The sequence below is a fragment of the Lachnospira pectinoschiza genome (genome assembly GCF_900103815.1).
In the GTDB taxonomy this organism is placed as follows: Bacteria; Bacillota; Clostridia; order Lachnospirales; family Lachnospiraceae; genus Lachnospira; species Lachnospira pectinoschiza_B.
Genome location: NZ_FNHZ01000007.1, coordinates 61,312 through 85,876, shown reverse-complemented (window position 1 = coordinate 85,876; position 24,565 = coordinate 61,312). Strand labels below are relative to the sequence as shown.

Here is a 24,565-nt window from a genome sequence, read left to right as displayed (position 1 = left end):
TGATTATTAATTGCACACTAATTACTGCTTGTACTAGCCGTTGAAATAGTTTCTAGCATCTCTGTTGGAAGCATATCTGTTGTAAGCGTATATGTTCCATCAAGCCAATCTCCATTATAATCTGAAGCTATAATCTGATAATAGAAAAGCTTCTCCTTAGCTACTAAGCCTTTTTCGTAGAATAAATTAGCAAGCTGCTTAGCAGACATAGATGATGTTATAGTAACTTCTACAGATCTTGCATTAGAACTATCATCTACTGCAACCTCATTAAATATGTTATTGCCTAATGTATAAGCATAAGTTCCTACTTTATAGATGATTAAAACGCCAATAAGAATTACTATTACGTTAACTGACACTGCTATTATAAGTCTAATATTTTTATTGCTCATGAAATCCTCCATTTTTTACCATCACTTGCTATAATAAGGGTTTTAACGCAAAAAATCAAGTTCCATATCAATTGGCTCAACAATAGACTTTACAATGTCTTTTACTAAGCTACTAAAACATATTTCTGCTGTTAGATATCTATTAACTATATCCTGTCTTCTCATATTGTCAAACTCAATATTAAGATTTAGCATAGCTGTATAGACATCTTCAATATCATCATTATTAACTATCTCAAATGTTCTTCTTCTAAATTCGTCCACGCTTCTTCTTAAATCTGGGTTTCTATTAATAATAGCCTCTAAGCGCTTGTACTCCTTATACTCATCACTTTCAAGTATAGTCTGTGTTAGTTCCTTTTTTAGTGTTTCAAGTTTATCCCCTGTCATAGTCTCTCACCTCTATTAATACTTAAACCTAATTGCTACTAACTTTCCCTAAATGATTTCTTTTAAAAATAGGCGGCCTTTTATCTAGCCGCCTATTTAAGTCTTAATTATAAATTAGCTTCCATAATAATTGGAAGAATTAAAGGATTTCTCTTCATTTTCTTCCATAAGAATTCTGATAAGTCATCCTTAATAATGTTCTTTATCTTGCCCCAGTCAGAGATTCTATTATCAATACACTTCTGAACTGAATCTTCAACAATAAGTCTTGCCTCATCAAGTAATTCTTCAGCTCCACGTACATAAACGAAACCTCTTGAAACAATATCTGGTCCAGCAATTAACTGACCTGAATTTCTCTCAAATGTTAATACTACAATAATAATACCGTTCTCAGCTAAGTTCTGTCTATCACGAAGTACGATATTACCAATATCACCAACGCCAAGACCATCAACCATAACTTCACCAACTGGTGCCTTACCAACAATCTTAGCTTCCTTTTCTGATAATTCAATAATATCACCAGACTTAGCAATAATTACATCCTGCTTATCATATCCTAGTCCCATAACAAGCTCTTTTTGAGCGATTAAGTGGCGGTATTCACCATGGACTGGAATTGAATACTTAGGACGTACTAAAGAATAAATAAGCTTGATTTCTTCCTGACAAGCATGTCCTGAAACGTGAGTATCCTGGAAGATTACCTTAGCGCCCTTCATTCCTAATTCATTAATAACCTTTGATACAGACTTCTCATTACCAGGAATTGGTGTTGATGAAAATACAACACAGTCCCCAGGTATAATAGAAACCTTACGGTGAATGTTAGCTGCCATTCTTGAAAGAGCTGCCATTGATTCACCCTGGCTACCTGTAGTAATAAGTACAATCTGCTCAGGATTATAATTCTTCATTTCTTCTGTTTCAATAATTGTGCCCTCTGGGAACTTAAGGTATTCAAGGTCTTGTGCTACCTCGATTATATTAACCATACTACGTCCCTCAACACAAACCTTACGGTCGTACTTAACAGCAGTATTAATAATCTGCTGAACTCTATCTACATTTGATGCAAATGTAGCAATGATAATTCTTGAATTCTTATTATCTGCAAAAATCTTATCAAAAGTCGCACCTACTGTACGCTCTGACATTGTAAAACCTGGTCTAATGGCATTAGTAGAATCACACATAAGTGCAAGTACACCCTTCTTACCAATTTCACCAAGTCTAGGTAAATCAATTGGATCACCATCAACTGGTGTATAATCTACCTTGAAATCGCCTGTATGAACTACAGTACCTGCTGGTGAATAAATAGCAAGTGCTGCTGCATCAGCGATACTATGATTAGTTCTAATAAATTCAACTCTAAAGTCTCCAAGAGAAATAGACTGGCCGTACTTTACAACCTTTCTCTTAACTTCCTTCATCATGTTGTGTTCCTTAAGCTTTGACTCAATTAAAGCAATTGTAAGCTTTGTACCATAAACAGGAACCTTAATATCCTTTAAAATGTATGGAATAGCACCAATATGATCTTCATGACCATGAGTGATTACAAAACCCTTTACCTTATCAATATTATCCTTTAAAAATGTTACGTCAGGGATAACTAAATCTACACCTAACATATCATCATCTGGAAATTTAAGTCCACAATCCACTACGATAATACTATCTTCATAGCAAAACGCAGTTATATTCATACCAATTTGTTCAAGACCACCTAAAGGCACTATCTTTAAACTAGAATTCGCCTCTTTCTTCATATAACTCTCCTTAACTAAAAAATATTTCTTTCATTAAAAATTCACGTTGTTAATTATCTAAAATCCACATCTTCTAATAATTCACTAAAAACCTTTGCTACTGCATCAAGTTCACTATCGTCTTCCACGTATTCATAAATAGCATCAGCATCTGTGCTCTTAGAAGTATCTTTTAAGATATAAACTTCTGCATCTTCATTCTCATCATCTGATTCAGTGACTAAAATGTAATTAATTCCACTAATCCTTGTCTCTTCTAGAACATAGAGTTCAATCTTATCTCCATCTTCTGAAACCAAACTAATCTTTTCCATAAATCTCTCTCCAAATTAAAAATTTAAACCCTAATACATTCGCCTAAATATTTCACATATATCTAGACACAAAAAGACTCTAATCACAGTGCTAAAACTCCCCATGATTAGCCATCCTATTTATTGAAATCTTGCTTTTTGGCCTCTTTTGCCTCAAAATCAAGATAACCTTGTAATATAAAAACTGCTGCTATCTGATCTATAACAGCCTTTCTGTTCTCCTTTTTAACTCCAGCTTCTTCTAGAACCTCATCAGCTGCAATTGTGGTCAATCTCTCGTCCCACATAACGATTTCTATCCCTGTTCTTCTATGGATATTACTTGCAAAATCTCTTGCTAGTAGAGCTCTCTCACCTTCCGTATCGTCCATATTCTTAGGTAAGCCCACTACTACCTTAGTAACTCCATATTCTTTTATTATTTCCTCTATTCTTGCATAAGTCTTTCTTAACTTATTCTCTTCTTTTCTTGTAATTGTCTCAAAGGCTTGTGCTGTCCAACCAAGAGGGTCAGACAGCGCAACACCTACAGTTTTACTGCCATAATCTAATCCTAAATATCTCATGTAAGACTAAAGTCCCTTACCTTCAATAAAATAGCGGATTACTTCTTCAACAAGCTCATCACGTTCTACTTTCATAATTAAACTTCTAGCATTGTTGTGACTAGTAATATAAGTTGGGTCCCCAGACATAATGTATCCAACTATTTGATTCACAGGATTGTATCCCTTCTCCTTTAAAGCAAGATAAACTTGCTCAATAATTCCTTCAACCGAAATTGTCTTTTCAGGCTGTGTTTTAAAAAATTGTGTGTTATTATCTGCCATATAAATCACGTCCTTCCTATATATGTATTAATAATATAATAAATCTACTTATTTAACAAGTACTAAAGGGAAATCTTTCGATAATTTTTCACAATTTCTTGGATATATTCATTTTTATTTTTAAAAAAATCTACTATATATAGTCTTTATAAAAAACAAGGGCCTATGTCTAAGATAAGACATAGGTCCTCTATATAAATCTCCTAATATTTCAAACGAGCTATGTTAAGACAAATATTTAGCTTGCCTTTACTTCTTCATCCTCATCAGCATTTTCTTTTTCTTCTCTTTTTGCCTTTAAATATTCATCCATAGCTTCTGCTACATCCTTAGAATATCTAACTGCTTCTACTACTGTTCTAGCGCCATTTACAACATCACCAGCACTAAAGATACCAGGTCTTGATGTGCTACCCTTCTCATCTGTACTTAATAAGCCCTTCTCGTTAGTCTCAATACCCTTTGTAGTACTTACGATTCTGTTCATAGCACCCTGACTTGCTGCAACTACAATGCTGTCTGCCTCAAAGAACTTTTGCTCGCTCATCTCTAAGACATTGTCTTCTTCGTCCATTGTTGCAACCTTATATAGTACGCCTCTATCAGTAAATTCATCTGGTCTATAACCATAAAGAATCTGTACACCATCAGCCTCAGCGTATTCTAATTCACGAACAGAAGCTGCTGCATGTCCTCTTCTACAGAATACATAAACTTCAGATACGCCCTTTCTTGTAGCTGTTCTTGCCACATCCATAGCTGAATTACCGGCACCAATAATAACGACTCTCTTACCTAAGTCATATACATCTGGGTTAGCAAGATAGTCAATGGCAAAATGTACATTTCCTAAACTCTCACCCTTAATTCCAAGCTTCTTTGGTCTCCAAACACCAGTACCAATAAAGATTGCCTCATAGCCATCTCTTTCAAGATCATCAATAGTTAAGGCATAGCCTACTACTGTATGAGGACGAATCTTAATACCTAACTTCTTTAATCTTTCTTCATATCTATCAAGAACTGTCTTTGGAAGTCTGAATTCTGGAATACCATATCTTAAAACGCCACCGATCTTATCTCTTGATTCAAAAATTGTTACATCATATCCACGCTGTGCAAGAATTACTGAAATTGTAATACCAGCAGGACCACCACCAATAATAGCAACTCTCTGCTTCTTATCATCTTCTCTTTGTAAATTTAAATGATCAAGATAAGCATCTGATATATAATTCTCAATGCTTGATACATGTACAGGGGAGCCCTTTCTTCCTAGTACACAGTTACCTTCACACTGTTTTTCATGATTACAGACAAGTGAACAGATGGCAGAAAGAGGATTATTTTCAAAAAGCATCTTTCCTGCTTCATCCTTTTTAAACTCCAAAAAGAGTCTGTTCATCTCTGGAATATTTGTAGAAATCGGACATCCTTTTCTACACATTGGCACTTTACATTGTAAGCACCTTTTTGCTTCTTCTACTACATTGATTGCCATAACTTTAAAACTCCATTCATTTCAACATTTACCACACGGTAAGGTTATTTTTTCATAATTAAAGTTTTATATCAATGTTAAAATTGCATAAATTTAGTACACTAAATCGCTAAATATTTTGTGGATTTAACTGTGTTAAGTATTTAACTGATTAAGATGAAAAATCCGTAGGGATTTTAACTATAAAAATGTCTCTTTTTTGCAATTTTAATAGTCATTAATCCCTACGGAAATTCTAGATTTATGAAGTTTTTTGTATGTAAGATTTTTTTAGTTCATACGATTCTTATATTCTCTTCTTGCAACCACAAAACTAATTGTGCCACAAGCAAGAATCATTAAGAAATAAATTAACATGTTATTTAAGTCTGCTGTATTTTTTGAGCTATTTGTAACTTCACTTGAATCTGCTGCCACCTCAGCTGTATCTGCTGCCACCTCAGCTACAGTATTATTTGAAACTGTTGTGTTATTATCTGATACATTTTCAGGCTTATTAACTACTACAACAGCCTTAGCACTACCGTCCTTAGAAAGGATTTCAAAATCATGCTTGCCATTAGAAAGGCTTGCCATGTAGTTTTCGTTAACCTCAATAATTGTTGAGCCTGAGTAAGCTGTGTAATTAGCCTTATCAACTAACTTACCATCCACCTTAACTCCTACAAACTTTGCAAAGTCAGCTGCGCTACGAAGAGTTAACTTTTCACCATTTACATAGTTGATTTCGCTACCTGTAAGCATTTCATAAACAATATCTGTATCTGCAGCTACTTCTTCTGAAGGATTTTCTGAAGGATTCTCGCTTGCTTCTTCGCCTGGCTCTGGTGTTTCTGGCTCCTCTTTTGGCTCTTCGTAAGCCTTTACTGTTGTTTCTAAGCCCTTTACTGTCCAGTTATAGCATGCCATCTTATCAAAGTTACCCATTGTCATAGCTGCCTTCCACCATGTATCGCCAGCCTGAACTGTAATTGTGTGAGCCTTAGTTGTGTCCACATCTGTTAATGTAATTTCTGTCTTATTAGTTGTGTAGGCACCATTTACAGGATTGAAAGTATCTGTTGATTCCTCTGTATAAACAGCTACACCATCTACGTAAACTCTATAACCGCCTACCGCTGTATCATCTACTGCCTCATCCCAGCTTAAATCAATTGTATTGTCCTTATTTACTGTAGCATTAATCTTTGCAGTCGAAGCAAAAACAGGTGCCTTGTAATCGTAGTTAGCAAGTGTTGTAACCTTTGAAATATCATAAGTATATTCCTTGCCGGAATCTGTAAATGCTACTACTTTGACCTCATTTTCAATACCAGGAGTTAATCTACCTACCTGATGAGAAACTGTATCACCTTTCTTATATTCTTTAATCTGATAGTTATAAATTGTCTTTACTAAATTTCCGTTAGCATAGATTTTATAACCTCTAACTCTGTTATCACTTGTATAAGCAGATGCAAAGCTTGCCTGAGCACAAGTATAAATTGGATTTGTAAGCTTAACAGTAGTTGATTCTGGAGCTTTAATTTCCTCGCTATCCTCACCCTCTGTCTTTAGGCTTACTTCATTAATAAAGGTCTTGTTTCCTGTCTTATCTGATACATATACTTTGAAAATGTAATCAACTCCAGGACTTAAAGAACTAATTGTAGTCTTTGTGTCTGATAGACCTGATACAAAGTCAACCATTTCGCCATTTACATAAGTTTCTACGCCATAAGTCATAGAATAGTTATCTTTTTGTGCTGCCCATGATAAATCTACACTCTTACCATCACTAGCACTTGTAGCTGTAATATTTGTATCAATTACCTCTGGTGCCTGCATAGCATTTTCCACATTAGAACTATTAATGTTTAAACTATCAAGAGTTGTTCCTTGGAAAATAATATTCTTGCAGTACTTTATATTGGTCCAAGCAGCATTTGTTTTATTAGAAACTGCCTTCTTATTATAAGATATTGTTTTAACATTATAAAATACTGAATTTTCGCAGCCTGTAAGTGTATCCCAACCACTGTAATTCTTATATTTACCATATCCACCTACATTTCCAAAAGTAATATCCTGGAAATATAAATTGTGGTGACAATGTGCTGGCTTTTGTGGATTTGAATCATAATCTACATCTGCATAAACGCAAATTGTGTTCTGGCTTGCTCCATAAACAGAAACATTATAAGCTGCGAAGTTATAAAACTCAGCTATTTCTGCTGCCTCTGTTGAAGATGCAGAGTTAGGGTCTGAATAAGAGGTTGTTAATACCCATGCCTGATTTGTATCAGCTACAGCACAATCTCTCATAGTAATATTTGCAGCAAAACCACCATTAGTTGGTGCTGATTTAAATCTAAAGGCCATATCAATATGGTTCATTACTGTATCTTCAAATAATACATCCTGAATACCATTACCTGTATGTGAACCTGCAGCAAGACCGCCGTGACCTTCACGAAGGAAGTTATTAAACATCCAAAGTTCTGAGTTTGTCTGAATGTCACAATCTCTTGCGCCTTCACCTACAGATGAACCAAAGCCTAAGTTATCATCACCTGTATCTGTAAAGTTATTCCAGCAAATTACATTTTGTGAGCAACCAAAACCAAGGCCATCACCGTTGTTTCCATCATATGAGAATACCTTAACATTAGTTGTAGCAATATTTCTTGAATCAAGGATATTTACTGAGTGATTTGAAGGATTTTCTACTGTAATATCTGCTACATAAACATTAGTTACATTTCTCATAATTAAAAGAGAAGCTCTTGTAGCATATGCATCCTTTAAATCCTGATCTGATATAATTCCCTTTAAAGAAGTCTTAGACCATTTATTAGACTTTGTCTTAGAAGCAAGAGAATTAATTATTTCATCAGAATACTTTCTTGTTCCATCTTCATTATAAAGATTAGCTAAATACTTCTTAGCAGAATCTGCTGCCTGAATACCAAAATCATAAACTGCAGCATTATTTCCAGATACATATCTTGGAAGGCCATATTCCTTCTGAGTATTTTTTACATCTGGATCTCCATTCTGGGTGTTATCACCTGCATTAGATGTATAGCCATCTCCATACACTGTATTGCCAGCACCATACTTCCAACCATTACCATAAAGAGTACCAGAACCTGTGATTCTAATATTTTCAAGAGGCGCATTCTCATCTTGTGAAACTGCATTTAATAAGCCCCAATCTCTTGTGTCTGTGTAAAATGGATACATAAGGAAACCAATTTCAAAATGATCTGAATTTGGTGAAGCCCATAAAGTACCATCTAGTTCAAGAGTCATATTAGAATGAAGCCAAAGAGCACCAGATACTAATACAAGTCCCTGGTCATTATCTGGAATAACTAATTTACCACCTTCAGGAACTGCATCAATAGCTGCCTGAATAGCCTTAGTATTAGCTTCGATAATTGCATTGATTTCATCATTATATTCTGTATAACCTTCTGTATATGTAACCCCATAATCTAAGACATTAACTACTTCTGCTGTCTTAGTTGTTGACGCATTAATAGAAACCTTATTACCAAGTTCGTTGCCTTTCTCATCAATTGCAACGACACTAATTTCATAACTTGTCTCTGGACTTAAATTTGTTGCTCTAAAAGAATGGATATCTACATCTACCATATCTACATCAGAAGCTGTCTCATAATAATCGTAGAAAGACTGCATGTAAGTATAAGTCCATTTAGCATTTTCTTTAAAATTTTCCCTAGCTGTTTCCTGTAATTCCCCATTAATATATACATGATAATCAGCTACATTTTCATAGTTTTCTGGTTTTTCCCAAACTACTCCTATGCTTGTATCATCATAGGCTAATGTTGGTACTTGTAGATTAGTAATATCATAACTACCAATATTTTTTGAAAAAAGTGGACTATCAAGTGCTGTTGTACCAAAACTATCACTTGATATTACTGAAAACACATCACTATTGACATAAGTATCATGGCCAGTAGTTGATGGTAACCCCGATGCACTAGTTAAGCTACAATTTGATCCAACCACCCCAAGGATCATGGCATTTGCCATAGCTAGCGCTAATGCTTTACGCAAACTTTTAGATTTCATTTGCATACCTCCCATACATTATAAACTAACTTTTATAAAAATGTTTTAAAAAAGCTACTTTCATAATAACCTCTTCCAATAAAATAGTCAATAAATTTTAGGAAGAAAGGGGCATGTATACAAAGATAGAAAAAACAGGCTAGATTTTCTCTAACCTGCTTTTTACGAAAACTATAATTTGTAGTGATTTGTTACGCAAATAACTACAAGGATTGATTAACCGTTTAATGAACCTTCATTTCCCGCTGGCATCATCCCAAGAATAATATTTAAATTGCCATTTCTAGTTCTTAGTTCATCAATAAATTTCTTTTCCTTAGATTCATCCTTTAAAGACATTTCATAAGTCAATTCAAACATTGTACCCATGTTAGTTGTCTTTACTCTTGTAAGTCTACATTCATTTACAAATTTTTCAAAAACATCATTAAAGGCATTAGTATAATTTAAGTTTTCAGGAATTGTTACTCTAAGCTGCTTTTTGTTAGATGGCTTTTTAGCAAATGCGCTTAAACTTAGAATAATTAATAGAATAACTGCTATTACTGCGAAGATTGCTGCATATCCTATATAACCTAAACCACATCCTAGGCCTGTTGCCATAGATAAAAATACTACTGAAATGTCTTTAGCATTACCAGGAGCAGAACGGAATCTAACAAGTGTAAGTGCTCCTGCCATTGAAAATGCTCTTGCCACATCACTACCAATAAATAAAATTACTGCTGCCACAACTGTTGGTAAGATTGATAAACCCACGATAAAATTCTTAGAATAACCGTCATTCTTGCAAGCTACCATATAAGCAACGCCAATAATTAAACCTAAAACAATAGCTACTAGTTCAGCAATTAAAAACTCATTTACAGTGAAGCTACTGCTTGTAGCTGAGGATAAAATTGATTCGAACATATTATTTCTCCTTTATTTTCAATAAATTCTCTTTGAGTATTCTCTAATACATATCTCTTGTACTCTGTTCCGTACTTAGAAAATGATACTGGATAGACTCTTAATTCTGATAAAATCTTCGTAAACCACATTGGAACAGCTCCACTGATTTTAATTTCCATTAAAACCTGATCTGCTTCTAGTAACTGACTTCCATACTGGCCTTTTTCTAGTGCAACATCATATCGTCTTGTCTGAATGTTTGTGTCAAATGTTACTCTGAAATCGCCATCATTTTTTTCAAAGTATGCATATCTATCATAAGAAAGATATAACTTAGGTTTTACCTTGTAGAAATCTTTAAAATAGTCGATTTCTTGTAAAACTTGAGTATTAATCTTTCCTGAAGCGGGTGTTGGTGGATTGTCTTTAAGTATATAATTATAGGCATCTTTAAGAGTCATAGAAGTACGTCTCTTATTAACTATGCCGTCATACTTCTTCTTTATTTCTATAAACACCTTGTCATCAAGTGCTGGTGTACCATAAGCTCTCATTCTTAATTTTTCTTTATACACAGGCTTTTCAATTGAAGCTCTTATAAGGGCATCATTATCTGTATCAAAATATATATTACTTATTGTGTATGGCTTGCCATTTATATTGTATTTATCCATATCCATATGATCTTCGATTCTAGTTAAAAGCTTTCTAAAACTTTTCTTTGTTAGCATGTACTTTTTTTCATATCTATTAAATACTTCAATAGCCATAACTGCTCCTTTCAATTTAACACTAATGTATCTCCTCTTTACATTTATTATGTTAATTGAAATATGTGTTTTAATTGTGGATGAAAAAAGACTTCTTTGTGAACAAAAAAGGTTATCAAGTTTTGCTACTTGATAACCTTTTATAATTTCTAATCTTTAATTTTACCTAATCTAAACATTTTTTATATCATCTATTATTTTTCCATCCATTAACTTAATTATTCTATCTGTTTTATTAGCCACCTTTTCATCATGTGTAACAATAATAACTGTTTTTCCTTCTTTATTAATGCCTCGTAAGATGTCTGTTACTTCTTCACCCATTTTTTGATCTAATGCACCCGTAGGTTCATCAGCAAGAATTAAATTTGTATCAAGTGCTAGAGCTCTTGCAATTGCTACTCTTTGTCTTTGTCCACCTGATAATTTATTAATCTTTTTATTCTTTTCTTCTAACAAATTCATCTTTTCTAATAAAGATAAGGTCTTAGTCTTTCTTGATCTTACTTTGTTAATTAATAAAGGTAATTCTACATTTTCATAACATGTAAAATTTTCTAATAAGGCATAATCCTGAAATATAAAGCTTATATTGTCTCTTCTAAATTTTTCTTTTTTTCTTTTTTTAAGTGAAGTTATATTATTATCATTTATATACACCTCACCTTTACTTACATCATCAAAACATGCAATAATATTTAGCAAAGTAGATTTTCCTGAACCAGATGGGCCCATTATAGAAACCATTTCTCCATCATTTATTTTTAAATTAATATCATCTAAAGCGACTTTATTATAATCACCATCTTTAAAAACTTTTGTTAACCCCTTAATATCTATCATAACTACTCCTTTAATCTCATGCTTGTAATGTTTAATTTTGTCATTTTTATATATGGATATATCATAGATAAAGCTGTAACTAATAATATAACTATAAACATACTTATTATATTCTTAGCATTAACACTAAAATACATTAATCCATTCATTCCAATTGTATTTAATAATGTAGCAACTAATCCATATAAAATTAATGTAAAGCTACTAATAACAACAAATGATATCATTAATCTTTTTATGATAAATGAATTTTTTGCGCCAAGAATTTTATAAATTACAATTTCTTTTTTATAGTCTAGGAAATAGAATTCAGATATTACAATACAATTACATAAACTAAATAACAAAATACATATTTTTTTGTTAATATTATTTCTAGCTAAAGTATTTCCAATTTCACTTTCTCCTCTACCATAAAGTTTATACGAATCTATAGCAGCGTCATTATTACATGTTTTTATTGCAACATAAACATCTTCATAAATATCACTTACATTAATTTCATTTGATAAAATCTCTATATTAAAATACGTAAGCTCGTTAATTCTACTTATTATATTATCTCCAATATTATTTACATTTAATATAATTTTATAATCCCAAAAATCTGAATATTTACTTCCTAATATACCACATACCTCATATTTTTCATTATCAAGAGTAATATATTTTTTCCCATTTTCTTCATATGCATATTTACATTTATCTCTACCTATTGCTACAAGATTTTTTCCTTTATCATCCGGATCTGTGCCTGGTATATGTCCCTCTATTAATTTATATGGCGATTCTTCATTTAAAGCTATAATAAGGTCTGCTATATATGACGAATTTGCTTCTTTATAATTTACAGCCAAGCCTTTTGTAATAATAATATTAGCTTTATCAATATTCTTTAAATCTTCTGATATCAAAGAGGAATCAACAGATTTTATTATTTCCATTTTTATTCTTGATTTATATACAGATTCAATCCTATCTTTTTCTTTTAATTCAGCAATATTAAGTGTATTTAGAATTCCAAATACGCTTATATAGATTGCAAATTGCCCTATCATAACAAATATTAATATCATTTTATGTCTAAAAAGTATATTTATTATTTTTTTCATTTCTAATCCACCTCTAGTTTAATTATTACTATGAATTAACTCTGGTATTTTATATCTATTTATTAGAATAACCGGAATCATACTTGAAATTACTATAATAAGAGATGCAATAAGAAATAATACTAATGGCAAAATAATCATTGTACTATATAATGTTATCTTATAAGGCAAATTTGATGGGTAGTCTGCTAATTTTATAATAATGCTTCCATTATATAACTTTTGATTAATGGCCCAAGCAATTATTGCTGCTAAATAGACTATAATTGCATTCTGTTTGATGATTAAAAATGATATTTTTCTTCTACTATATGTACATATAGATAAAATACCATATTGCCTTTTTTCAATCATTACATATGTTATTGTCATTATAGTTATAGTAATTATATTAACTAGTAATACTACAATTAAGATATAAAGATTGGGACTATGAAGAATACTATTATCTTCCTGTGCTTCTAATATTTCCTCTCCCCTATTTATAACTTGTATGTTGATGTTATCACTTTCTGCAATTTTTAAAATTTCCTCTTTTGCAAGATTATAATCACCTTCATCTACATAGAAATTTATATAATACCAATTAAAAAAACTAAAATCCTCTACATTATCTACAATAGCAACAAATGAATCATCCAAATTATATAAATCAGAATTAGTCCATCCCCCAAATAAATCTGATTCATGATACATAGCATCATCTTTAGCTAAATAGCCATAAACCCTATATTTATTTCCAATAGTTGAATCAATAGTGTCACCTATATTAAACTTATTCCTTAAATTATAACCTACTACAACTGGTATATATTCTGTATCTTTTAACATATTCTCTTTTAATTCATTTTCCACACTTATATTATATGAAGCTAACATACTTTCATCAATAAAATAAACTTCTGCATTTATCCCTTCATAAATATAATCTGAAGAATTAAAACCAATACCTTTTATATATTCACTTTTTTCAAAATCTTGCTTTACTTTTTTTATATCAATATTTCCTGATTCAACATCATCAGTCATTTTTATTAATCCTACTCGACTTTCATTTATTGAAAACATATTGTGAATTCTTTGAGTATAAACTTTATTAGATATACTTTCCATCAATTCATTGGAAATCATATAAAAAGAAATTATAGACATTATTGTCATAACAAATATAGATAATGGTCTTTTCATAAATATTCTGTAAATTAATCTAGCATCTACCATATTCACCCTCTATTATATTACCTTTTTTAATCTATAATCTTTAGTTTTCTTCGACTTATTTCAATACATTTACCACTTTTTAAATATAAATATCTGCTTATTTTTCTAGTATCTACCACATGATTTTTATTAACCATAGTAGATTTATTAACCTTTAAAAATTCCTTATTTTCTAAAACCTCATAATTTTGTCTTAATGAACCCCTAATTTTATGTTCTAAATTATCACTAATAAAATATAGATAATGGCCCCTCACCTCTACATACTCAACAAGTGATAAATCAATATCTTGAATTGTCATATATGTCCTCCCCCTTCTTGCTACTTTAATTTTATTAATAGCAAGTAGATTATTATTATAATCTACTTGCTAAATTTTATAAATATTAATTACTTTTACCTATACAATGTAATATTATAAACCGGTAATGAATTCTTATATGTTTTGTGTTCCGTTACATAATCTTCTATGTATTCATAACCACTTGTGTAATTAACATCTTCATTTCTCACACCAGAAGATTCTGTTTGAACTTCACCATCATAATATGTTTTTGTTACTTTAACAGATGATTGTTGTGCACCATTTTTTCTTACTGTACCAGCACTTATTTTATACACTCCATCTCTTCCTTCTACATTTCGATATGCATATCCATATGTTCCATCATTATACCCTGCATATACCAATGCTAATGAAGACAATATAACTGACGATGTCAATAACGCCGCTACAAAAAATCTTTTTAGTTTCATAAATCCCTCCCATTTCATAAAAAATTTTATAAATTTATATTATCATATTTTTTATATATTACAATAGTTTGGCTTTAATCGGTCAATATTAATTTATAAACTTATCTTTATTATCCTCTCTCCATTTCTGATATGCATTTTCATCTTCCACTATATATCCACCACTTCCATAAATATTATATGTAATGTTATCCACAGATTTATCTGTCATAACTAAATAATAATCCTCATATGCATCGTTATATTGTGTAAAATCTATATAATACACACCTGATTCATCTAAATTATAGCTAGATAAATGATCAAAGCTTTTATAATCTTCTTCTATTCCTTTACAATATTCTTCATATTGTATCGATGAATATGTATACGTTCCCAATTTATCATTAAAGTATTCTTTTGATACTCCATAAATATCAAGTTGAAAGCTCATATCGCATTCAAAAAAATCCTCATATAAAGCTGCTGAAAAAGGTAAAACATCACATCTGCATCGTGTATGATTTGTTATTATTGTCCTATAATTATCAGGATTAAATTCGAATGATGTACTTTCTCCAACAACTCCATACAAAATACAAGACATGATTGCAGAATCCAAATTATTATAATAGTCTACAATTTCATCATTCTGTATAATTGGCAATTTACCATTTTTAGTAAATAACACACCCTGACTAGCATACTCCTCTTTTTTCTTTGTTCCATTCGGAACATTTATTATCACAGGCTTATTATCAAAGGAATCTAATAACGAATCTACGCCACTTTCAAAATATTGATTAGGATAGTATGCTTCTATCAGATTATTCTGTGTATCATGAAAATCAAGTTCTGGTATTCTAACCCAGCTATTAACATTATAATATTTTTGTCCACTATTATCTATTAACTCAGATGTTTGTTCATAAGTGAATTCTTCTGATAATTTTTCTTCTGTTTCACTTTCACTTGTTTTATTACATGCTGTTAAAAAAATAAACATACAACTTAATGTAATACAAAAAATTTTTTTCATACATTCCCCCCATTACTATTTATTAATTTAATAATTTAATAGTAGCATAAACACAGTATTTAACAACAGTTTGGCTTTAATCGGTCAAAATCATTTTTCATATATATACTAAAAACAAAAAAGAAGAGCTATAATAAGAAAATTTATTATAGCCCCTCCAATAGCACTTAATTTTACTCAAAAGTCATATCTTATTTAATTATATGCACATCCATTTGGTTATACGGAATACTAATATTATTCTTTTCAAGTTCTTCTTTATATTCTTCTAGCAATTCAAATTTTGTATCCCAATAATCTTCAGTTTTTAACCATGTTCTTGTCTCAAGTGTTACACAAGAATCATCTAAACTCTTAACAACAACTCTTGGTTCTTTTCCAGCTGATGTAAGGATATTTTTTCTCTTTGCAATAATTTCAGATAAAACTCTTTTTGCATCCTTAATATCAGCTTCATAAGATATTCCCACTTCAATATCAAGTCTACGTAAATTTTCTGCACCAACATTTGTAATATTAGAATTACTAAGTGTACCATTTGGTAACATGATTACTTTATTATCAACTGTTCTAAGTTTAGTATAAAGGATACCTATAGAAACTACACTACCCTCAGAATTTTGCACCACAATATAATCACCAATAGTAAATGGTTTAAATATAAGTATTAAAACTCCTCCTGCAAAATTTGACAAACTTCCTTGTAGTGACATACCAATAGCCAAGGCACCTGTACCTAAAAGTGTTATTAAGGAAGTAGTTTGAAATCCCAATGTATCAACTACAATAATAAATAAGAAAATGTATAAAAGCACTCTAGCTGCTGATAATACGAAAGTTTTAACCCCTTCATCTAGCTTTCCCCTATCAAGCACTTTCCTTAAAAATTTTCCTACTGCCTTAATTATCTTTTTTCCAATAATCCATATTACAATTGCTAGGACTAGAGTTCCAACTGCTCCCACTGCCCAATTACAAAAATCAGTAACTAGATTCATTAAATTTTCTTTTGAAAAAAAAGTTGTCATCTGTGTAGTTGCATCATTTACAGATGTAGAATTTAATACTTCTAACATAACTTAAACCATCCTATTTCTTACTTCTTTTACTTTTTAATTTTTCTAAACGTAATTTAGTTTCTTCATCTATTCTTTTAGAGGCCTTAATTGCATCTTTAGCTTTTCTTTCTGCCTCTTCTTTTGCCTTAATTGCCTCATCAGCTTTTAATTTAGCTTTCTTTTCAGCTTCAAGGGCAACTCTTGCTTCCTCTTCAGCTTTAGTTGCTAATTCCTTAGCAATTTTTGCCTTATCCTCAGCATTCTTTTTAGCAATTGCAGCTTCCTTTAATATCTTATTCTCTTCAATTTCTTCTTCTGTATAAGCCTCACATTCATAACAAACTGCACTAAATCCTGGAATATCAATATCAATAAACTTTCTTGCATCAGGATGTTCGTCTTCTCTATCTGACCTATATACAGTTTTTGTTTTAGCCAAATTTCCACCAAATTCTTTTAAAGAAGAATTAAAGCATTCCTTATATTTACCTTCTTCACAAACGAATAATCTATATGCTTTTCTTTCTACTGGTGTAAAGTTAAATACCACTGTTAAAATCTTACCCTTTGCAGATTTTCTTGCAAAGCTTAAAACCGTCTCAGTTGCATTATTGTTTTCTAGCCATTCAAAGGAATCTTCATTATCATCATTCTTAAATACCTCTGCGTATTTATCTAAAAATCCATTTAATGACTTAATATAGTTTTCTCTATTCTCATCAACTAATTCCCATGCTTCCTTTTTTGCAGGATTTGTCATATCAAGGCCTAAATCCTGTCCAAAAGTAATCATCTTAGAACCTGGATAAAAATAAAGATAAGCAAGAGCTGTACGTAAATCTGACTCTTTTTCTTCATCATCTTTACCAGCAGCTAATGAATATAGAGAAACTCCGGTTCCATAAAGGTCTGCACTTGAAAATTTCTGAAGGAATTTCTCATTAAAATGATAAACCATAGGGAAGGTTAAATTCTCATATAAACCTTTTCTAAATAAAGGATCTTGTTCATAGAAATTTAAATATTCCTCTGTCCAGTTCTTGTTTTGTAAATAATCAAATCCTAAATTATCGCCATCAAAAGTCTTTGTAATTCCAATCCAACCACTAGTTTCATCTGCTATAGTAATAATGCCTTCTTTAGTTGCAATCTTATTTATCTTCTTAATAAAATCAATTGCAGCTAAATTCTCATTTCCACCATAAATATTAGGAATCCAACTTCCTGCTTCCTTACCATAATCAAGATATAGCATTGAGGCAAGGCTATCTATTCTAATTCCATCAATAGAATAGTTCTCAATCCAATAATACAAACTACTATAAAGGAAAGATAAAACACAGTTATTATAATAATCATAGGTATAAACATCCCATGTTTCATCTTTTTCAAGAATAGGCTTTAAACCACCATAAATATTAGTTCCATTAAACTTATCTAAGCCTCTAGCATCTGTTCCAAAGTAAGCGCAATTCCAATCAATTATTACAGCTATGCCATTTTTATGAAATTCATTAACAAATTCAAGGAAATCCTTTGAATTGCCAAATCTTGATGTTGGTGCAAACATTGAGACTGTTGCATAACCATAAGTCTTATCATTTAGATAATGTGCAACTGGCATTAAATTAACATGAGTGTAGCCTGCCTTTTTAACATAGGAAATAATATCATTAGCCAAATACTTATAAGTCTTTGCTTCAGATTTCTTGCTCCAAGCATCCAAATTTAATTCATAGATTCTTATAGGAGCATCTGTCTTTTTATTCTTAAATTTTACAATATCTGCTTCTAATTTAGCTTCTCTTACTATGCAGCAATCTTCTGGCTTTTTAGAAACTTCTAATGCAAAGGGATCAAGTTTTCTAAATTCCTTTTGTCCCTTAACCTTAATTTCATAAAGATACTTAGCACCAGCAGTCACACCTGGAATAAATATCTGGAAAATACCTCTATCATCAATTTTTTCCATCTGATGAATACGTCCATCCCAGTTGTTAAAATCTGCTACCACACTAACTCTAATTGCATCTTCTACCCAAACTGTAAATAGGCAACCTTCCACACCATCAATACTTGTTAGCTTAGGGCTAAAGATTTCATTTGCCTTATGTTCCATACCTGCAAAGAAATTTTTAAAGACTGATGCTTTTGAAAATGTATTAAAGGCGTAAGCATCCTTATAACTAATAGTCTTACCCTTAACATCTTCTAATACAACACTATAATCAAGCTTCTTCTTTTTTGAAGAAATAAGACATGCAAAAAATCCTGCCTCATCTACCTTTTCAAGTTCGTATTTTTTTCCATCCACTTTAATTGAAACTTCTACAGCATCAGGTCTAAAGATTTGGATTAAATTACCTTCCTTAATTGCATGAGAGCCAAGTAAACTAAAGGGATTACTAGCCTCCGCATAAACAATCCCTTCAATTTCTGGCCAATTCATAACATTGTACAATTTCTTATTCATTTTTCTACCTCCCATTTTGTATCTACTCTATCATTTCTATCTTTTCTTAATGTCTATTTTTTACAATTCCCTTATGTCTACTTTTTACAAGTTCTCCATTATTATAAGACAAGTTCTCCTAAGACAAAATTCCTAAACATCTTAGTCCATATTGCAAGACTTGGTTCGTAGTGACCTAGGTTTTTAGATGCGGTTTCCTTTGTTCCTAGAGCCGAACCATGATGTCCCTTTGGAAATACATGATATTCAAAAGGAATTCCCTTAGCTTCTAAGCTCTCCGCCATAAGTAAAGAATTCTTTACTGGCACTGAAGCGTCGCTAAAGGTATGCCAAAGGAAAGTTGTTGGAGTATCCTTAGTGACACATTTTTCCAAAGACAATTCTTCATATAAATAATCCCTATCTCCTGTTAGCATTCCTCCAGTTAAATCCCCGTCCTGGCCAGCAATTCCTTCTAATCTTTGTCCTTCTAATTCATTCTTTGTACCACCATATATGAGTCTTTCAAAAGAAGCTCTATGGGCACATTCTCCAGATGAAATAACCGGATATCCAAGCATCATCTTATTAGGCTTTATATATTCATTATCACAATTTAGCTCCTTTATAATTGGAGTGACTTCACTAGTATTCCACTTTGTTCCAAGAAGTCCTGCCACATGAGCCCCTGCAGAAAAACCAGCAATAACAATATTATCTGGATTAGTATCCCATTTAGCTGCATTATCTCTTACATATTTCATAGCAGCGCAAGCCTCATATAACTGGCATGGATAAGTATTAGGCATAAGTGAATATCTAACCACCACTGCATTAAAGCCATAATCAAGCATCTTTATAGCTATTGGTTCTGCCTCTCTTACAGAATGGTGATGATAACCACCCCCTGGGAAAATCACAATCAAGGGTCTATTAAACTTATCCTGATCATTAGGATATGAATCCTTAATATAAGTTGTTATTGTCGCTTTTTTACAATCATGCTTTAGACCTAATTTTTCATAGTCTATATCAATTTCAAAGCTTTCATGAGTCATAATAATACCTCTTATATTTCCAATAAATTTTTTAAGAATTTATTTAACTAAATTCTATGGATAAATAAACCAGAACGAAGCTTAGGCTCAAACCATGTTGATTTAGGAGGCATAAGTCTGTTAGCATCCGCTACTGCAAACAATTCCTGAATAGAAGTTGGATACATTGAAAATGCTAAAACACAGTCCTTGTTACATCTCTCCTCTAATTCTTTTAAGCCTCTAATTCCACCAACAAAATCAATTCTTTTATCAGTCTTTGGATCTGAAATTCCAAGAAGTGGTGTTAAGCAATTGTTTTGTAAAATTGCCACATCAAGCCCATCCACTGGATCTGTTGATAAAATTTCTTCTCTTGCTCTTAGTTCATACCATTTTCCTTCTAAGTACATGCCAAAGCTTGCCTTCTTAGAAGGTTTAACAGCTTCCTTAGCTTCAAGGACATCAAAACCCTTATCCTCTAGCGCCTTTATAAACTGTATACTAGAAAGACCATTTAAGTCCTTAATGACTCTATTATAGTCCATAATCATTAATTCTTCATCAGGGAATAAAACTGAAAGGAAGTAATTAAATTCTTCTTCCCCTGTGTAGTTTTTAGCCTCACTACGACGCTTAAGTCCCACTTTTACAGCAGATGCTGCTCTGTGATGACCATCAGCAATATAGATAGAATCAATCTTTTCAAATGCATTCTTAATACACATAACCGATTCAGGATTATTAATCTTAAAAACTCTATGTCTAATGCCATCATTTGAAACAAAAGAATACAGAGGCGCATTTTCCTTAGCCTTCTTAACTTCGGCATTAATAGCTTCACTTGCTCTATAAGCTAAAAAGATAGGGCCAGTTTGTGCTGATAGACTATCCACATGTCTAATTCTATCAGCCTCTTTATCTGCTCTCGTATTCTCGTGTTTCTTAATAACATTATTCTCATAATCATCAATGGATGCAGTAGCCACTATACCTGTCTGGGTTCTATTATCCATTGTTAATTCATATATATAATAGGCCTTGTCGCTATCTGTAATTAAAGTGCCATCCTCTATAGCCTTTAAAAATAGCTCTCTTGCCTTTAAATATACCTCATCCGCATAAGTATCTACATCTTCACTAAATTGAGTCTCTGCCCTATCAATCTTTAAAAAGGACATAGGTTCTCTTTCCACTTCCTTTGTAGCCTCTTCCCTGTTGTAAACATCATAAGGGAGAGCTGCAAATCTTGCTGCCACTTCTGTGTTAGGTCTTACACATTCAAATGGTCTAATAATTGCCATAAAATTTCCTCCAAATTCGCAATATTCTAATATTGCTTAAATCATTTTCCACGTATTTTATTGTAACATTGAAGTCAATTTATTACAATTATTTATAGATACTTTTAGGCTATTTTGTTGAATCTAAAGTAAATAAAAAGTACTATACTACAGCAAATCCAACCTGCTGGATAACCCCAAGCAATAGGTATAATTGAGCTAGTTAGCATAGACACGATTTTTAGGTATATTTGTCTAAAAAATACAAAACTAAAAATCATAACAATTGATGGCACAATGGCATTCCCCACACCTCTTAGGGCACCTGCCTGAATCTGATTTGTACAAGCTACTATATCAAAAAGTTCATTCACTCTAATAAAGAGAGCTGCAAAGGCAATAACCTGTGCTTCCTTGTTAAATAAAACCACAATCTTTGGCGCAAAGTAAACTAGAGGGATACAAATAACTGTAGTTATAATAATGGCCATAATCATAGCAATTCTAATTCCATCTCTAATTCTCTTTTTCTGACCTGCACCAGCATTTTGGCCAACAAAGGTAGTAATTGAAAGACCCATACTTTGCATTGGTAAAATAACAAAGGCATCAATTCTACTATATACGCCCCAGGCTGCAGCGGCTTCTGCCCCAAAGTGATTGATATAGGATTGAACGAATACATTTGAAAATGAAACGATGGCCGTTTGAAGTCCTGCTGGAAGTCCCACCTTTACTATCTTTTTAAGAATTGGCATATCAATTCTTAATTCCTTTAATCTTAGGCTATAAATATCCTTACTTAAAAGAAGCATACCAATAACAATTACAGCTGATAAAAACTGAGAAATAATTGTTGCATAAGCCACGCCTGCGACTCCTAGATTAAGCACAATTACAAAGAATAAATCTAGAATAATATTAAGGATTGAGCTAAATATTAAAATGTATAGCGGTGTCTTAGAATCACCTACCGCCCTTAAAATTCCAGAGGCCATATTATAAAGCATAAGTCCTAAAATACCTAAAAAGTAAGTTCTAAGATAAGTATTGGCATCTGCCATTACTGAATCTGGTGTATCCATAAGCTTAAGCATAATTGGTGTAATTAAATAACCAATAAGCATAAAAGCAAAGCCTAGAATTATAGTTAGCATAATAGCTGTATGAACGCTTTTTCTTAAAGATTTCTCATCTCTTGCGCCAAAATACTGAGAAACAATTACACCAGCACCTGTAGACATACCCATAAAGAAGCCCACAAGCATAATAGAAATGGGAGATGTACTTGTTACTGCAGCTAGCGCATCCTTTCCTACATAATTACCAACTACGATACTATCAATAGTATTGTATAGCTGTTGGAAAATGTTACCTACAAGCAAGGGAATCATAAACAATATAAGTTGTTTTCCAATATTTCCACTTGTCATGTCTTTTACTGTTGATTTCTTCTCTATTTGCATAAATTACTCCTAACTAATATTTAATACATAACAAGCTTTATAGTTTTACCCATTAATAACAAGACTTTAGATTAGTTAAAATATTATTATAAATAAGCAAAAAAATAAAGGGGTATTGAAAGTAAACTTCCAATACCCGCTAGAAATTATATCACTATCTATTTTACTTTACAACTCTTACCTTAATTACGCCATCAATTGATGCAAGCTCAGTAATTACAGCTGTATCTGCCTGCTTATCAAGGTCAAGTAATGAATAAGCATATTCACCTCTTGAAGCATTAGCCATAGATTCAATGTTTACATTTGCAGCACCCATAACAGATGTAATCTTAGAAATTACAGCTGGTACATTCTTGTGGCAAACTGCTACTCTGCTTTCAGTAGGGCAAACACCTAAATCACAAGCTGGATAGTTAACAGAATTCTTGATGTTACCATTTTCAATAAAATCTCTAATCTGCTTAACTGCCATAACAGCACAGTTGTCTTCAGCTTCTGCAGAAGATGCGCCAAGATGTGGGAATACAAGTGCACCTTCCATGTTAGCTGTCTTAGGATTTGGGAAATCTGAAACATAGCACTTAACTCTGCCAGACTTTAAGTAATCACCAATAACATCCTCATCAACTAATACATCTCTTGCACAGTTAATAACTACAGTTCCATCCTGCATTAATTCAAATGCTTCTTTTCCAATCATGCCCTTTGTAGAATCAAGCGCTGGAACATGTACTGTAATATAGTTACACTCTTTGTAAATATCATTAACATCAATAACATGCTTTACTTCTCTTGAAAGGTTAAGAGCTGCTGCTACTGAAAGATATGGATCATAACCATAAACTTCCATACCAAGACTAATAGCTGCATTAGCAACTAACTGTCCAATAGCACCAAGGCCAATAACACCAAGCTTCTTGCCTGCAATTTCTCTACCAGCAAAAGCCTTCTTAGCTTTTTCAGTAGCCTTTGCAATATCAGCATCAGCCTTATTCTCCTCAACCCACTTGTTACCGCCAATTAAATCACGTGATGCAAGTAACATTGTAGCAAGTACCTGCTCCTTAACAGCATTTGCATTAGCACCAGGTGTGTTAAATACAACAACACCAGCCTCAGCGCACTTTTCAAGAGGGATGTTATTAACACCAGCACCAGCTCTTGCAATTGCTACTAAATTATTTGAAAGGTCTAAATCATGCATCTTTGCAGATCTTACTAAGACTGCATTAGCATCCTCATATGAACTTTCTGTATTATAATCTGCTGTGAATAAATCAAGACCACAGCTAGCTATATTATTTAAACAATGTACGTTAACCATTTTAATCTCCCTTTTAACAATTCATTAACT

At 32.1% G+C, this 24,565-nt stretch carries 22 protein-coding genes; all 22 read right to left on the bottom strand.

The annotated features are described in order from the left end of the window. Nucleotides 1-17 precede the first annotated feature (17 nt). The 22 genes from BLQ66_RS10095 to BLQ66_RS09990 all read right to left on the bottom strand — a co-directional run bounded on the left by BLQ66_RS10095 (nt 18) and on the right by BLQ66_RS09990 (nt 24,535). The gene (locus BLQ66_RS10095; RefSeq protein ID WP_074522053.1) at nt 18-395 is read right to left on the bottom strand and encodes a hypothetical protein; all 378 of its coding nucleotides are present in this window, start codon (nt 393-395) and stop codon (nt 18-20) included. A gap of 42 nt (nt 396-437) precedes the next feature. Beyond that, a complete protein-coding gene (locus BLQ66_RS10090) occupies nt 438-785 on the bottom strand; it encodes a YlbF/YmcA family competence regulator (protein WP_027431385.1) in 348 nt (115 codons plus the stop codon). Nucleotides 786-892: 107 nt separating this feature from the next. Continuing rightward, nucleotides 893-2,563, bottom strand: coding sequence for a ribonuclease J (locus BLQ66_RS10085; RefSeq protein WP_074522052.1), 1,671 nt, complete (start codon nt 2,561-2,563; stop codon nt 893-895). A gap of 53 nt (nt 2,564-2,616) precedes the next feature. Beyond that, nucleotides 2,617-2,877, bottom strand: a complete 261-nt coding sequence (locus tag BLQ66_RS10080) for a DUF1292 domain-containing protein (RefSeq protein WP_074522051.1) — start codon at nt 2,875-2,877, stop codon at nt 2,617-2,619. 116 nt (nt 2,878-2,993) lie between these two features. Continuing rightward, a complete protein-coding gene (gene ruvX, locus BLQ66_RS10075; RefSeq protein ID WP_027431388.1) occupies nt 2,994-3,443 on the bottom strand; it encodes a Holliday junction resolvase RuvX in 450 nt (149 codons plus the stop codon). 6 nt (nt 3,444-3,449) lie between these two features. Further along, nucleotides 3,450-3,707 carry an IreB family regulatory phosphoprotein gene (locus BLQ66_RS10070; RefSeq protein ID WP_027431389.1) on the bottom strand — a complete coding sequence of 86 codons (258 nt, stop codon included), beginning with the start codon at nt 3,705-3,707 and terminating at the stop codon, nt 3,450-3,452. Nucleotides 3,708-3,945: 238 nt separating this feature from the next. Next, nucleotides 3,946-5,208 (bottom strand): NAD(P)-dependent oxidoreductase, encoded by a 1,263-nt coding sequence (locus tag BLQ66_RS10065; RefSeq protein ID WP_074522050.1) that lies wholly within the window; start codon nt 5,206-5,208, stop codon nt 3,946-3,948. A gap of 270 nt (nt 5,209-5,478) precedes the next feature. Beyond that, the gene (locus BLQ66_RS10060; protein WP_074522049.1) at nt 5,479-9,297 is read right to left on the bottom strand and encodes a hypothetical protein; all 3,819 of its coding nucleotides are present in this window, start codon (nt 9,295-9,297) and stop codon (nt 5,479-5,481) included. 216 nt (nt 9,298-9,513) lie between these two features. Beyond that, complete coding sequence (locus BLQ66_RS10055; RefSeq protein ID WP_074522048.1) at nt 9,514-10,209, bottom strand: DUF4956 domain-containing protein; 696 nt, start codon at nt 10,207-10,209, stop codon at nt 9,514-9,516. Further along, nucleotides 10,161-10,961 carry a polyphosphate polymerase domain-containing protein gene (locus BLQ66_RS10050; protein WP_074522047.1) on the bottom strand — a complete coding sequence of 267 codons (801 nt, stop codon included), beginning with the start codon at nt 10,959-10,961 and terminating at the stop codon, nt 10,161-10,163. The genes BLQ66_RS10055 and BLQ66_RS10050 overlap by 49 nt, the downstream gene beginning before the upstream one ends. A gap of 171 nt (nt 10,962-11,132) precedes the next feature. Next, nucleotides 11,133-11,804 (bottom strand): ABC transporter ATP-binding protein, encoded by a 672-nt coding sequence (locus BLQ66_RS10045; protein ID WP_074522046.1) that lies wholly within the window; start codon nt 11,802-11,804, stop codon nt 11,133-11,135. A 2-nt stretch (nt 11,805-11,806) separates the two neighbouring features. Further along, on the bottom strand, nt 11,807-12,916 hold the full coding sequence (locus BLQ66_RS10040; protein ID WP_074522045.1) for an ABC transporter permease: 1,110 nt from the start codon (nt 12,914-12,916) through the stop codon (nt 11,807-11,809). A gap of 18 nt (nt 12,917-12,934) precedes the next feature. Beyond that, a complete protein-coding gene (locus BLQ66_RS10035; protein ID WP_074522044.1) occupies nt 12,935-14,137 on the bottom strand; it encodes an ABC transporter permease family protein in 1,203 nt (400 codons plus the stop codon). A gap of 26 nt (nt 14,138-14,163) precedes the next feature. After that, nucleotides 14,164-14,439: a LytTR family DNA-binding domain-containing protein gene (locus tag BLQ66_RS10030; protein WP_074522043.1), complete on the bottom strand. Its 276-nt coding sequence runs from the start codon at nt 14,437-14,439 to the stop codon at nt 14,164-14,166. 95 nt (nt 14,440-14,534) lie between these two features. Beyond that, a complete protein-coding gene (locus BLQ66_RS10025) occupies nt 14,535-14,894 on the bottom strand; it encodes a hypothetical protein (protein WP_074522042.1) in 360 nt (119 codons plus the stop codon). 88 nt (nt 14,895-14,982) lie between these two features. Next, entirely contained in the window at nt 14,983-15,912 is a 930-nt protein-coding gene (locus tag BLQ66_RS10020; RefSeq protein ID WP_074522041.1) for a hypothetical protein, read from the bottom strand. Between the two features lie 191 nt (nt 15,913-16,103). Then, complete coding sequence (locus BLQ66_RS10015; protein ID WP_074522040.1) at nt 16,104-16,988, bottom strand: mechanosensitive ion channel family protein; 885 nt, start codon at nt 16,986-16,988, stop codon at nt 16,104-16,106. Nucleotides 16,989-17,001: 13 nt separating this feature from the next. Next, nucleotides 17,002-19,443 (bottom strand): 1,4-alpha-glucan branching enzyme, encoded by a 2,442-nt coding sequence (gene glgB / locus BLQ66_RS10010; RefSeq protein ID WP_074522039.1) that lies wholly within the window; start codon nt 19,441-19,443, stop codon nt 17,002-17,004. A gap of 101 nt (nt 19,444-19,544) precedes the next feature. Next, nucleotides 19,545-20,480: an alpha/beta hydrolase gene (locus BLQ66_RS10005; RefSeq protein WP_083330341.1), complete on the bottom strand. Its 936-nt coding sequence runs from the start codon at nt 20,478-20,480 to the stop codon at nt 19,545-19,547. A 47-nt stretch (nt 20,481-20,527) separates the two neighbouring features. Next, the gene (locus BLQ66_RS10000; protein ID WP_074522038.1) at nt 20,528-21,763 is read right to left on the bottom strand and encodes a DUF1015 domain-containing protein; all 1,236 of its coding nucleotides are present in this window, start codon (nt 21,761-21,763) and stop codon (nt 20,528-20,530) included. A gap of 104 nt (nt 21,764-21,867) precedes the next feature. Further along, nucleotides 21,868-23,208, bottom strand: a complete 1,341-nt coding sequence (locus tag BLQ66_RS09995) for an MATE family efflux transporter (protein WP_074522037.1) — start codon at nt 23,206-23,208, stop codon at nt 21,868-21,870. Nucleotides 23,209-23,371: 163 nt separating this feature from the next. Further along, entirely contained in the window at nt 23,372-24,535 is a 1,164-nt protein-coding gene (locus BLQ66_RS09990) for a phosphoglycerate dehydrogenase (RefSeq protein ID WP_074522036.1), read from the bottom strand. Nucleotides 24,536-24,565: the final 30 nt, after the last annotated feature.